The sequence below is a fragment of the Shewanella sp. Scap07 genome (assembly GCF_013394145.1).
Lineage (GTDB): Bacteria > Pseudomonadota > Gammaproteobacteria > Enterobacterales > Shewanellaceae > Shewanella > Shewanella waksmanii.
The window spans coordinates 2844469-2857566 of the sequence record NZ_CP041329.1 but is presented as its reverse complement, the minus strand read 5'-3'; the positions used below and the strand labels follow the sequence as shown (position 1 = coordinate 2857566).

General features: G+C 45.1%; 13 protein-coding genes. 5 read left to right on the top strand and 8 right to left on the bottom strand.

Annotated features, from left to right (window positions below):
* Window positions 1-91: 91 nt before the first annotated feature.
* The 4 genes from FLM48_RS12530 (at window position 92) to FLM48_RS12515 (ending at window position 4922) form a co-directional block, all read left to right on the top strand.
* On the top strand, window positions 92-3145 hold the full coding sequence (locus tag FLM48_RS12530) for an FAD-binding and (Fe-S)-binding domain-containing protein (RefSeq protein ID WP_179024862.1): 3054 nt from the start codon (window positions 92-94) through the stop codon (window positions 3143-3145).
* Window positions 3135-3596, top strand: a complete 462-nt coding sequence (locus FLM48_RS12525; protein ID WP_179024861.1) for a DUF1285 domain-containing protein — start codon at window positions 3135-3137, stop codon at window positions 3594-3596. The genes FLM48_RS12530 and FLM48_RS12525 overlap by 11 nt, the downstream gene beginning before the upstream one ends.
* 106 nt (window positions 3597-3702) lie before the next feature.
* Window positions 3703-4131: a MarR family winged helix-turn-helix transcriptional regulator gene (locus FLM48_RS12520; protein ID WP_028772379.1), complete on the top strand. Its 429-nt coding sequence runs from the start codon at window positions 3703-3705 to the stop codon at window positions 4129-4131.
* Between the two features lie 386 nt (window positions 4132-4517).
* The gene (locus FLM48_RS12515; protein ID WP_037470622.1) at window positions 4518-4922 is read left to right on the top strand and encodes a PliI family lysozyme inhibitor of I-type lysozyme; all 405 of its coding nucleotides are present in this window, start codon (window positions 4518-4520) and stop codon (window positions 4920-4922) included.
* A 25-nt stretch (window positions 4923-4947) separates the two neighbouring features.
* Here the strand turns inward: FLM48_RS12515 and FLM48_RS12510 are convergent, their stop codons facing one another.
* Together FLM48_RS12510 and FLM48_RS12505 are read right to left on the bottom strand one after the other, a co-directional pair.
* Window positions 4948-5292: a hypothetical protein gene (locus FLM48_RS12510; RefSeq protein ID WP_028772377.1), complete on the bottom strand. Its 345-nt coding sequence runs from the start codon at window positions 5290-5292 to the stop codon at window positions 4948-4950.
* 187 nt (window positions 5293-5479) lie between these two features.
* Window positions 5480-6511 (bottom strand): Glu/Leu/Phe/Val dehydrogenase, encoded by a 1032-nt coding sequence (locus FLM48_RS12505; protein ID WP_028772376.1) that lies wholly within the window; start codon window positions 6509-6511, stop codon window positions 5480-5482.
* Between the two features lie 256 nt (window positions 6512-6767).
* On the opposite strand from FLM48_RS12505, the gene FLM48_RS12500 reads away from it, so the two are divergent.
* Complete coding sequence (locus FLM48_RS12500; RefSeq protein ID WP_179024860.1) at window positions 6768-7208, top strand: DUF4826 family protein; 441 nt, start codon at window positions 6768-6770, stop codon at window positions 7206-7208.
* A 100-nt stretch (window positions 7209-7308) separates the two neighbouring features.
* Here FLM48_RS12500 and FLM48_RS12495 read toward each other — a convergent pair whose 3' ends face one another.
* From FLM48_RS12495 to rluE, 6 genes are all read right to left on the bottom strand, one after another.
* Window positions 7309-8439 (bottom strand): cupin domain-containing protein, encoded by a 1131-nt coding sequence (locus FLM48_RS12495; protein WP_179024859.1) that lies wholly within the window; start codon window positions 8437-8439, stop codon window positions 7309-7311.
* A gap of 73 nt (window positions 8440-8512) precedes the next feature.
* Complete coding sequence (gene purB, locus FLM48_RS12490) at window positions 8513-9883, bottom strand: adenylosuccinate lyase (protein ID WP_028772373.1); 1371 nt, start codon at window positions 9881-9883, stop codon at window positions 8513-8515.
* A 27-nt stretch (window positions 9884-9910) separates the two neighbouring features.
* A complete protein-coding gene (gene hflD / locus FLM48_RS12485) occupies window positions 9911-10528 on the bottom strand; it encodes a high frequency lysogenization protein HflD (RefSeq protein WP_028772372.1) in 618 nt (205 codons plus the stop codon).
* A gap of 3 nt (window positions 10529-10531) precedes the next feature.
* Window positions 10532-11647, bottom strand: coding sequence for a tRNA 2-thiouridine(34) synthase MnmA (mnmA, locus tag FLM48_RS12480; protein ID WP_179024858.1), 1116 nt, complete (start codon window positions 11645-11647; stop codon window positions 10532-10534).
* 135 nt (window positions 11648-11782) lie between these two features.
* A complete protein-coding gene (locus FLM48_RS12475; protein WP_179024857.1) occupies window positions 11783-12235 on the bottom strand; it encodes an NUDIX hydrolase in 453 nt (150 codons plus the stop codon).
* 12 nt (window positions 12236-12247) lie between these two features.
* Complete coding sequence (gene rluE, locus FLM48_RS12470) at window positions 12248-12943, bottom strand: 23S rRNA pseudouridine(2457) synthase RluE (protein WP_372847482.1); 696 nt, start codon at window positions 12941-12943, stop codon at window positions 12248-12250.
* Between the last annotated feature and the right edge of the window lie 155 nt (window positions 12944-13098).

The window sequence follows — 13098 nt, the reverse complement described above, 5'->3', positions numbered from 1 at the left end:
AGAATAAGCTAATCTCAAAAAAGCCGCTTTTTAGCGGCTTTTTTTTGTTTATAATGGCGTTATAAATCCAATAACGACATTAGACACCAACATGCTCCCTAAGCTATCGCATCAACAAACACTCGAGCCAACTTATCTACAATTTTTAGACGCGTTGGCCAGCAGTCAGTTTACTGGTGATATTGATAAGCGCTATAGCGCACGGCTTGCCCAAGCGACAGATAACTCTGTTTATCAATTTCTTCCCCAAGCGGTGGTTTACCCGAAAACCCAGGCCGATGTGCGACTTGTGATGAAAATGGCTTCGCAGCCCGATTTTAAATCGGTGGTGTTTAGCGCGCGCGGTGGCGGCACTGGTACCAACGGCCAATCACTGACCCACGGTATCATTTTGGACATGTCACGCTACATGAACCGAGTGATTGAGATTAACCCGCAGGAGCGCTGGGTTAAAGTCGAGGCTGGGGTAGTCAAAGATGCGTTAAATGATGCCTTGCGTCCTCATGGTTTCTTTTTCAGTCCCGATTTATCGACCTCTAATCGCGCAACGCTAGGCGGTATGATTAATACCGACGCCTCGGGTGCGGGGTCGTTAGTTTATGGCAAGACATCCGATCATGTATTAGCACTCACCAGTGTATTGCACGATGGCTCATTGCTAGAAACCGATACGGTTACCCGTGAGCAGTTACAAGAGCAACTTGAACAACAGCCAACGGGCATTGCCGCTAAATTGCAGCAAACCATATCGGCATTGACCTTAGCACAGCGCGATGAGATTGAAGCAAGGTTTCCTAAACTGAACCGTTTCTTGACCGGCTACGATCTTAAAAATGTATGGGATGAGTCGCTACAGCAATTTAACTTATCGCGCATTATTGCCGGCTCAGAAGGCACATTGGCGGTGATCACCGAAGCCAAATTAGATATTACGCCACTGCCGACAACCCGGATGATGGTCAATATCAAATATGACTCATTTGAATCTGCGCTTCGTCATGCACCTGATTTAGTGAAAGCCAATGCAACCGTCGTTGAAACGATAGACTCCAAAGTGTTGAATTTGGCGCAGCAAGACATTATTTGGCACTCAGTGTCAGATTTAATTAAAGCGGTACCCGGTGGTGTTATTGATGGTCTTAATATGGTGGAGTTTGCCGGTGAGACCGATGATGTAGAGTCTCGCGTTGCCAAACTATCGGCCATGTTAGATAAGCAGTTAGCTGGCGGTGAAGCTGGTTTGCTGGGCTATCAAGTTACTGCTGACAAGAGCAGTATTAATACCATTTATGCGATGCGTAAAAAAGCGGTGGGCTTGTTGGGTGCGACTAAAGGAAAACGTAAGCCGTTAGCTTTTGCCGAAGATACCGCTGTGCCGCCAGAAAAGTTAGCCGATTTTATTATGGAGTTTCGTGCGCTGCTCGATAGTCATAAATTGCAGTACGGTATGTTTGGGCATGTGGACGCTGGTGTACTTCATGTTAGACCCGCATTGGATATGTGCGATCCGCAAGATGAGCGTTTGCTGAAAACCGTGTCTGATCAAGTGGCAGCGCTGACCTTAAAATACGGTGGTTTGATGTGGGGCGAGCACGGTAAAGGTGTTCGCGGCGAATATGGGCCAGCAGTATTTGGTGACACGCTTTACCAAAGTCTTAGACAGGTAAAAACCTTGTTTGACCCCCATAATAAACTTAATCCGGGCAAACTAGTTGCACCAATTGATGCTGGTGAATTGCAATACAATGTTGATAGCACCAAGCGTGGTGCATTCGATCGCCAAATTCCGGTTAACACCCGTGATGCTTTTCCCGATGTAATGAACTGTAATGGAAATGGCTTATGCTTTAATTACAGTGTGTACTCGCCTATGTGTCCGTCGTTTAAGGTGACGGGCGATCGTATTCACTCGCCAAAAGGGCGAGCTGGATTGATGCGTGAATGGCTGCGACTATTGGAAGCTGAAAATGTGGATGTTGAAGCGTTAGCCAAAGCCAAACCTTTAGGGTGGTTACAGCGCACTCAGAACACCTTAAAGAAAGATCGCGAATATGATTATTCCCACGAAGTGATGGATTCGCTAAAAGGTTGTCTAGCCTGTAAAGCGTGTAGTGCTCAATGTCCGGTTAAAGTTGATGTGCCTAAGTTTAGAGCGCAATTTTTCAATATCTATTATCAGCGTTATCTGCGCCCGGCAAAAGATTATCTGGTGGCCGGCATTGAAGATGCGCTGCCGTATATGGCAATGATGCCTAGAGCGACAAATTTAGCGTCTCAAAATCCGATAAGCCAATGGGTGATTAAGAAATCATTGGGTTATGTTGACTCACCCGCATTGTCGGTACCGACACTAAAACAGCGCTTAGATGGCCACGCCTGTCGAGGCTATGATTTAGATGCACTAAAAGCGATACCGCAGCAAGACCGAGAGCAATATGTGCTTGTGGTGCAAGATCCATTTAATAGTTTTTATGAATCAGCCACGGTTTATCACTTTATTAAGTTGATAGAAAAACTGGGTTACAAGCCTGTGCTATTACCGTTTAAACCTAACGGTAAGCCTATTCATATTAAAGGTTTCTTAGATAAATTTGCCAAAACCGCTAAGTCGAGTGCGGATTTCTTGAATCAAGTATTCGCGCTTAATATGCCGATGGTTGGCGTAGATCCGGCGATGGTGCTGTGTTATCGCGATGAATATCAAGAAGTGCTGGGCAGTGACCGCGGTGACTTTAATGTGCAATTGGCTAACGAATGGTTGTTATCGGCGATAGCGAACCTTCCCGCTACAGCCACAGGCGATGAGCAACAAGCTGAGTTTACTTGGTTTAGTCATTGTACCGAGTCGACCGCTAAGCCAAAAACAGCTAGCGAATGGCAACAGATATTCAGTCATTTTGGTGCTAAATTAAATACAGTTAGTTTGGGTTGCTGTGGCATGGCTGGCACCTATGGCCATGAAGCTGACAATATTGAACGCTCGCAAACCCTGTACCAGATGTCATGGGATGACACCATTAAATCGCTGCCGCAAGATAAGATTTTGGTCTCTGGTTATTCGTGCCGTAGCCAAGTGAAGCGTTTTGGTGGGTTTAAACCTAAACATCCGGTTGAGGCATTATTAGGTTTAGTTGATGGCCGATAGCAAAGAACTGGCATCTGCACTTGAGCAGCTAACTCAGTCGGTGGAACTGTGTGATGAGCAAGTGCGATTTCAAATTGATCGGCAAGGGCAGTGGTATTATCAACACTCGCCGTTGCCGGATAAGTTTGCCTGTTTGTTTGCAACGATTTTAGTCAATCATGCCGAGGGTGATGGCCATTGCCTACAAACACCGGTTGAGCGCTGTTTGGTCGATGTTGAGCAATATCCATTTATCATCGTTGATTATGAGTTGGATGATACGGGGCGGGTCACAGTGACGAGTTCGGTCAAGCGTCAATGGCAGCTCGAAAGTATGAAACAGTTTGTTGTTAGCGATAGTGAAATAAAATTAATCTTGCCTGGTGATCTTTACGCCAAACTTTCTCGTAGTTGTTATTATCGATTTATTGAACAATTTCTGTTAGTTGATGATGAGTCGTGCAGCAAGTGAAGCTAAATTAGCTTCACTTGAATACAATTTGTTACCTCAACGGCTAGTTTCTTACTGTTCAAGTGGTAGTATTAATACAAGGTGCGAGTTCATTTGGAGGTAAGCATTGAAACAATATGAAAGCTTAGGCTATCTGGTTTCGCATTTGAATAATGAACTTCAAGATGCTTTAGACCAACGCCTTAAACGCTACCAATTAGACATCAAGTTATGGCCCGTGCTATTTAGTTTATGGCAGGAAGAAGGCGTGACCCAAACAGAGTTATCAAAACGCTGTGATGTTGCCAACTACACCATGACCCGCTTGCTTGATCAACTGCAACAGCAGCAGTTAATTACCCGCCATCAAGAAGCGGAAAATCGGCGTGCATTTAAAATTTATCTAACCGACAATGGCAAAGCACTCGAACAAGATCTGATCCGAGAAGCGGAGAGAGTTAACGAGCGCTATTTGTCGGTGCTTGATGATGACGAGCGCGGTGCTTTTATGCATATCCTAAACAAGATCCAACGCAGTGATGGCAACGCGTCATAGTTGCGCATGTTCATTCTGCTGTTAGTTAAAACTGCCATCAAACGATCTGATCTGCGCCTAGTCAGTTAAATTATTACAGTCTTAATTTGATTGCTTAAGTCACAAGTATAATACCAATCAGTATAAGAATTTGATCTACTCAGCGCGCTTTGGGTAAACTAATTCAAGGCGAATGATTGAAACAATGGTTGTTCCCTTGCGAAATTATTCAACGCAGAAGTAGGCAGCCTAAAACGCGCCAGAATGGCGAGTTTTAGCGATTCTGATGCTGTGTTAACGAGCTTAACCGTAGAATAACTATGTTCTTCACTCGTTGCCTTGCCTCAGAATCGCTAAACTCTCGCTGAGTGACTAAATGTTTATACTGATTGGTATAAGAGATTGCTATGTTGAAAAAATTGCTCATTTTGTTGTCAAGCATGAGCTTGGCTGCCTGCTCAGTTAATGTTAATCGTGCGACACCACCAGTAGACGTGCCAGTTCCTGAGGCATCGGGTGTTTATGCCAAAGCCATCCCGTTAGCCAATGGACAAACAGTAGTGGTGACAGAAGGGCGGTTAGAGCCACGCTCTATTGGCAGTATGACAGTGAAATTATACCGCGATATTGTCGTTGGTGACTTTGTTGAGGCGATCAGTTTTAGCCGCGATGGCACCATCATTAAGGCGGTGCTGATAGAAAATGGTGAAGATAAGCAAAAACTGGCTATCACAACAGCAACAGCCGGCAGTGGTAACTATCAAATGAGTCAACTTGTGTGTATTGAAGCTAATACACTCAAAGCTTGCTAGCTTAGCGATGGGGCCTGATGGCGTGTTAACTCACCAATACCAAGGCTAATGCTGCGATTGAGCTAAACAACACCATACCTTGCATGGCATGTTGACTGGCTAAGAGGTTATCTTTGCCCTGTTTAAGGCTAGTCACTAGGTTATTTTTCTTAAAAATGCGGCAGACTAACTGTTCTGTGCTTGGGTCTATAAGTAATTGAAATTTACAGGATGTTCCATTGTCTAGTTGAAAGTGGTGTTCACTGTTTTTACTAAAGTTAAGCTTCTTAGACACCATTTTACCATTAACAAACACACGCTCTAATCCATTCCAATTGCTGGCTTGTAGTTCGATAAAGTCTTGATTGAGATCGTACTTAAAACTCACCATACTGACTTCCTGTTTGTGCGTGACGAGTGACTAATTCAAGCAGAGGAATATGACATTTTCCAGTACGGTTTGATGAAAAAACTGTGTCTAAATACTATCTGTTTGCTGGCAAAGGAAAAATAAATTTTGCGATAAAAAAAGCCAAAACGAGACCGTTTTGGCTTTAAAATTTTAGCTTAATTGGATTTTATTTTGCAGATTCAATGATCTGTTTAGCTAATTCGTCAGCCACATCTGCAGTCGTGCGATTTTGCTCATCAGATTGGGTGAAGATACGTAACAAGGTGTTATAAATTTCTTCCACTTTTTTGGTTGACGCATCCACATCGTAGTCTTTTTCAAACGACACATTGATGATACCGCCAGCATTAATCACATAATCTGGCGCGTATAGGATACCCAGTTCTTTTAGCTTCTCACCATGGCGCGCTTCAGCAAGTTGGTTGTTGGCACAACCGGCAACAATTGTCGCTTTAAGTAGCGGAATGGTAGTGTCATTAATGGTTGCACCTAAGGCGCACGGGGCGTATACGTCTACTTCCTGATGATAAATATCTTGCGGTGCGACAACGGTTGCGCCAAATTCTGTTGCCACCTTATCTAACGATGACTGGTGAATGTCAGTAACGATTAACTCAGCGCCTTCCTCGTGCAGGTGACGGCATAAGTAGTAACCTACATGACCAACGCCCTGAACTGAAATTTTAAGGCCTTTAAGGCTGTCTACGCCGCGCTGGTGTTTAACCGCAGCCTTAATGCCTAAATACGTTCCTAAAGCCGTAAAGGGTGATGGGTCACCGCTTTGTCCTTCAAGCCCTGCCATGTAGGGGGTTTCTTGATGGGCAATCATAATATCGCTGGTTGACACTCCTACATCTTCTGCAGAATAGTATTTGCCACCTAGCGTATGGATACAGCGACCAAAAGCGCGAAATAGGGCTTCTCGGTCAGTGGTTTTAGGATCAGCAATAATCACCGACTTACCGCCGCCCATGGCGAGGCCTGCCAGGGCGTTTTTGTATGTCATACCGCGAGAGAGTCTAAGCACATCGTTAAGTGCTTCATCATCAGAGTCGTAATTCCACATTCTGCAACCACCGACCGCAGGACCTAAATTGGTGTTATGGATTGCGATAATGGCTTTTAAACCACTGTCTTTATCTTGGCAAAAGACAACCTGTTCATGGTCGTCAAAAGAGATATGATTGAATACTGCCACGTACTTTTTCTCCACTGTGGGAATTTAATCGCCAAAGGGCTTAAGTAGCCAGTTCTGGCGGCTTGTTATATTTATTGCAGAACGATAGCATTTAGCGATACTCTCAACAAAGTAAAGATTTGGATTAAATGTGATCCGCGTGGCAATTTTGGTTTCCACTTTACGTTAACGTAAAGTTGATTGTTGTTTTATTCACCAATTTGCGCTAGCGAACAGCATATCCAAGCGGTTTATAACAATAAGATTAGGAAGAAGTATGGCGGAGCAAGCAGTCGAACTCACCCCAGAAGAAGCACAACAACAAGAGGAACTGCGCCAGCAGTGGATTAAAGAACATTACCAGAAGGCCAATCGCTTTTTAGCTGAAAAAGGGGTGATTCCAAGTAATGTGTTGGTCGATGAATGTCGCTATTTAGCCCCCTATGTGGCGGTTTGGAAAATTGAGTCTAAACAACCAAGCAAAAATACTTACTGGGTAATGTCAGGTGATCTACCGTCAGACTATGTCGATGTCAAAGTGGCGGGCACTGCTCGAGAAGCTTTACGTCACTTTTCAATGATGTGGCAAATGAAAGCGGAAAACCTAGTTCAGTCTGGTGCAACTCAAGATCCGACTCAAGCTAAATTTGCTGAGCTTTTAGTTTCTCGTGCTGAAAGTTTATACAAAATTCAGAGCGATGATAAACTTTGGGGCTAAGGCCATTTGAACGATGAGCTAGTTAACCATTAAAAAAGGCACCTCAAGGTGCCTTTTTAGTCTGATAATTACTCTGAAGTATCCCTAAGCGGATTTTTACTTATTCAGCTAGGTACATATGACCTGAGTTGATCAACTCAACAATCAGTGTGACAAACTCTGGCTCGGCAAGCAGCGTAGATGTTTGCGCTTGGCTTAAGTGAATATTGTCACTGAGTAGCGTTGCCAAAGGTTGCAGGTGTGCCGGCAGAGTATGGCTTTGACCATCAATAAATAGTCGATTTAATGGATCTGCTTCTAGCTGAATAATCTTTAAACCACCCACTCGACATAGCTGCGCGCCGTGGCCGATATCTTCAATTAACATCTCACTGGTGTAGGGCTCATCCGCTGGGCACAAATCTAATTCAAAACGGTTTTGACTGAGCAGCTGGCCCAATATCGGTTGCATGGTGGTCTCATTAGCAATGAGCTCCGCTAACATGGCCTGTAAGCCTTGTTGTTGCGCCGTTGATACACAGCTAGGTGAAGTGGGCTCACCGTTGGACGTGAAGCGTTTTAAGCCGGTATTTTGATCAATTAGTTGGTCGGCTAAACTACTAAAAAGCTCTTGCTGGCTAGGGGCACGAAAACCAATAGAGTAGCTCAACGCAGTACTGAGAGTTTTGGCGCAATGGGGGAAGCCTGGTGGTATGTAAAGCATGTCACCTTTCTCTAAGGTGACTTCTAGCATCGGGTCAAAATCATCAATCAGAGCAGTATGGGTGTCGCCATTGCGGGGACGGTAGTGACCGATATCACCCACTTTCCAGCGGCGAGAGCCACTGCCTTGCAGCAAAAACACATCATAGTTATCTATATGCGGGCCCACGCCACCACCGGGTGTGGCGAACGACACCATAAGATCATCAAAACGCCAATCTGGAATGAAACGAAAGGCTTCAACCAGCGCAATAGAGTCAGGAAACCAGTGGTTTACTGCTTGAACTAACAACTGCCAATCTTGCTCACCGTAGGCGCTGTAATCCTCTATAGGACCGGGTATGATCTGCCATTGGTTTTGTTCAGTAAGGATGACACGCGACGCCACTTCTTCTTCGCAAGCGAGACCTGCCAGTTCTTCTGCGCTGATTGGATCGTGAAAATCTTTAAAAGCCTGTTTAATCACGACGGGCTTTTTTTGCCAATAGTTCGTTAAGAAATCCGCGATATCGAAATTGACTTGGTACATGGATAAGGCTCCGTAGGCGCAATAAAAAAGCGGTAGAAAAACTACCGCTTTGTCAGCAAAATAATCGCTTCGATTACTTTAGCTCATCAACCAATGCTTCAGCACGGCCAATGTAGTTTGCAGGTGTCATTTTTTTCAGTTCAACTTTAACATCTGCAGGTAACTCTAAGTTATCGATAAAGATAGCTAATTGCTCGCCATCGATACGTTTACCACGAGTGAGCTCTTTGAGTTTCTCATATGGCTTCTCAATGCCGTAACGACGCATAACGGTTTGTACTGGCTCAGCCAATACTTCCCAGTTTTGGTCCAGTTCAGCACGTAGATGCTCTTCATTAACTTGTAGCTTACCAATACCTTTTAATGTTGCTTGGTAGGCGATTAATGAGTGCGCCATACCCACACCAAGGTTACGTAATACAGTTGAATCGGTAAGATCACGTTGCCATCTTGATACTGGAAGCTTAGCGGCAAGGTGCTGCATTAACGCGTTAGCAATACCTAAGTTACCTTCTGAGTTTTCAAAATCGATTGGGTTAACTTTGTGTGGCATGGTTGATGAACCAATTTCACCCGCAACGGTTTTTTGTTTGAAGTGACCCAGTGCGATATAACCCCATACGTCACGATCAAAGTCGATCAGTACCGTGTTAAAGCGGGCTACAGCATCAAATAGTTCGGCAATATAGTCATGCGGTTCGATTTGAGTGGTGTAAGGGTTCCAGTTTAGACCCAGGCTAGTAACAAAACGTTGTGATAGCGTGTGCCAATCTACTTCAGGGTAGGCTGAAAGGTGAGCGTTGTAGTTACCTACAGCACCATTAATTTTACCCATGATTTCAACGCTGTTGATCTGCTTAAGCTGACGCTCAAGACGGACTGCAACGTTAGCCATCTCTTTACCTAAGGTTGATGGTGAAGCAGGCTGACCGTGGGTGCGTGACATCAAAGGTACACTGCGGTATTCAGTGGCTAGCGCTTTGATTGCATCAACGATTTGTTGGCAATATGGCACTAACACTTGCTCGCGAGCTTCAAGCAGCATCAAACCGTGAGATAGGTTGTTGATATCTTCAGAAGTACAAGCAAAGTGAACAAACTCATCAATGGCGACAAGTTCGGCATTGTCAGCAATTTTTTCTTTAATGAAGTACTCAACCGCTTTTACATCGTGGTTGGTGGTCGCTTCAATGGTTTTTACTCGCTGTGCGTCTGCTTCGCTAAAGTTGTCTTTGATTTGATCAAGCAAAGCTAGCGCGGTTTCGCTAAAGGGTGGAACTTCTTCAATCTCTGGGCAGCTAGATAACAGCTTTAACCAGTTAATTTCGACTTGAACACGGTATTTTGTCAGGCCGTACTCGCTGAAAATCTCTCTAAGAGAGGCGGTTTTACTACCATAACGACCGTCTACGGGAGAGATAGCAGTTAGTGCGGAAAGTTCCATTAGAAGCTCCTTAATGAACTTGGCTTATTATAGGGTAAGACTTTTTTTAGCTATATCGACTATTGTTTTTCTTGCGAAGACAAGGTGTCTACGTTTGCCTCCGAGTTGGCGCCACAATACTGCGCTGCGCATGGCAGACAGCAATAACGCCCGGATCTTTTGTTGAACTTGAGGTTGTTTTAGAAACTCTGGATTGCCAGAGATTTGGATTTTTGGCCCTAGATTGCTGATGATATCGCTATAGATACCAGCAAAATTGGCGACAACCTGTTCATCGGTAATTTCAAAATGGTGCAGCTGACGATCAACTTGGTTAATCCGTTCAGCCAGCATGCCCATGGCGTTTGATGCGCGCGCTAACTTGCGCTCTAACGCTAAAATGCCCACTAAGTAACGGGTGACCTCAACGTCTTTTGATTTGTCATCGCCCAGTTGATTCACGATCATTTGGTAGCCTTTATTTAAGGCGACTTTATCGGCATAGACATCGGTGGTGTTATCAGGATTTGTGACGAGTATGCTTGAGAGTGCCGCGGCTAACTGGTCGGTATCAGTTCGGCCGTGGCGAGCAACATATTGTACTTGGGCGATGGCTTGTAAAATACCAGCAAACGCCATGGTGCGGTCAAAAATCGGATCGCTCACAGATTATTCTCTTATTAGGCTGTCAATAATGCCGCCACCGAGGCAGACATCGTTATCATAAAATACGGCAGACTGACCAGGTGTTACTGCTGCAACGGGCTCATCGAACAACACCTTAATACGATCAGGTCCTTCAATGGTTAAGGTACATGCCACATCGCGCTGACGATAGCGGGTTTTAACGGTAATTTTTGCCCCAGTTGCTGGCCCGGCGCGATCGACCCAGTGCAGTTGGTCAGCAAAAAAGCCAACCGACATTAAGCGTGGATGTTGACCACCTTGGCCTACAACCAACACATTGCGGTCAAGATCTTTATCGACCACGTACCAAGGATCATCGTTGCTGTTTTTCATGCCACCAATGCCTAAGCCTTTGCGTTGGCCCAGCGTGTGATACATCAACCCTTGGTGTTCGCCGATAACTTCACCTTCAGCGGTTTCAATTTTGCCCGGTTGTGCCGGCAAGAATGTGCTGAGGAAATCGGTGAACTTGCGCTCGCCAATAAAGCAGATACCCGTGCTGTCTTTTTTATCGTGGGTAATTAAGCCCGTCTCTTTAGCAATATCGCGAACTTCACTTTTTTGCAGTTCGCCAACAGGGAATAACGAGCGGGCAATCTGCTCATGGCTAAGTGTATATAAGAAGTAGCTTTGGTCTTTATTGTTGTCTACACCGCGTAACATTTGGCTTTGGCCTGTGTCATCGCTGCGGCGGACATAGTGGCCCATGGCAATATAGTCGGCGTCGAGAATATCGTCAGCAAAGTCTAGAAACGCTTTGAATTTAATCTCTTTGTTACACATGATATCTGGGTTAGGTGTTCTGCCTGCTTTATATTCAGCGAGGAAGTACTCAAAGACGTTGTCCCAGTATTCCGAAGCAAAATTGACCGTGTGTAAGGTAATGCCCAATTTGTCACATACCGCTTGTGCATCTTTTAGATCTTCAGCTGCTGCACAGTATTCGTCGGTATCATCTTCTTCCCAATTTTTCATGAATAGGCCTTCAACTTGATAGCCTTGTTTCATCAATAAATATGCAGATACAGAAGAGTCCACACCGCCAGACATGCCGACGATGACTTTTTTACCGTTTGGATTGGGTTCGATTAATGCCATAGATCCTAAAAACCGTTTAATTCTTTACAGCGAAATCATGACCGCTTGAGCCTACCGGCCCGAGAGCAAGTTAAGATTTCAGTTTGCCGCATTTAGCGGGGGCATATTCTATCATGCATTATCACGCGGGGCTAACTACAGAAAGCGCGAATTGAGAAGCGTCAGCGGAAAGTGTTTTCCATTTTGATGATCTGTTATCGATTGCATGACTAACGGACTGCGTAATTTATCGGCCCGCTGGTTAATTTCCGCCGCACTGAGCCACAAAGTGCGGTTAATTGCGGTGTCGATAGGTGCCGATGCTAATGGCTCATTTAGCTCAACAACAAAGGTGTAGCGCACAAAGGCTAAGCTGTCATTGGCGCTGAATTGATAAATGGCCAGCAAGTGATCAGGGCTTAGTGTTAATCCGGTCTCTTCCAAACATTCGCGCACACAGGCATCGATAATAGATTCATTGGCTTCAAGGTGACCAGCAGGTTGGTTATAGCGCAGTTGGCCATCAATGATCTCTTCGACCATTAAATAGCGCCCTTGGCAGTGAACGACACAAGCAACGGTAGTATTAGGTTTATAGCGCTCTGTCATCTTGCCTCCTATTTATTGCGCTAACACGCGATATTCGCCGTTGTCTAGATTATCTAGGCTCCATTGGCCTATTTTATAACGAATCAATCTGAGGGTCGGGTAACCCACATGGGCAGTCATCCGCCTTACTTGACGATTTCGCCCTTCACAAATCTCAATCGACAACCAAGTGGTCGCAATATTCTTGCGCTCTCTAATGGGGGGATTCCGTGGCCAAACCGCAGGCTCGTGTATCACATTGACTTTGGCGGGCAGGGTGGGGCCATCTTTTAAGGTCACGCCTACTCTTAGCTGTTCAAGAGCTTCGGCTGTCGGTTCACCTTCGACCTGCACCCAATAAGTTTTGAAAGTTTTCTTTTTTGGCTGAGTAATCTTGGCTTGCAACTGACCGTCATTAGTCAACAGCAGTAGACCTTCACTGTCCCTGTCCAGTCGGCCAGCGGCATAGACATCTTTGACCGGTATGTAGTCTTTTAGGGTTTGCCTGCCTTGCTCATCGGTAAATTGGCACAGCACATCAAATGGCTTATTGAATAATACGATAACCGGATTGTCACTGCGCGGCTTGGTACTGGCGCGACTAGGTTTGCCACGTCGCTGCGGCGCAGCCATACTCTGGCTAGCGGCAGGTCTTTGCTTGTTTCGCCACGATGTTTTGCGGCCGTTTTGACCTTTGGGTTTGGAACAATTTGATGCAGTCAAGGCAATTAAGTTCTGGCATAGTGAGGATTGATTCGACTATTGTACTTGGCATTCGCCATTAGTGGAATTTGAATATTACTGTGGATCATTTATGATGTTCGCCATAAAAATGTGATCTAAAGCAAGTTATTAACCCATTTTGATATGTACAACGCGCGTAG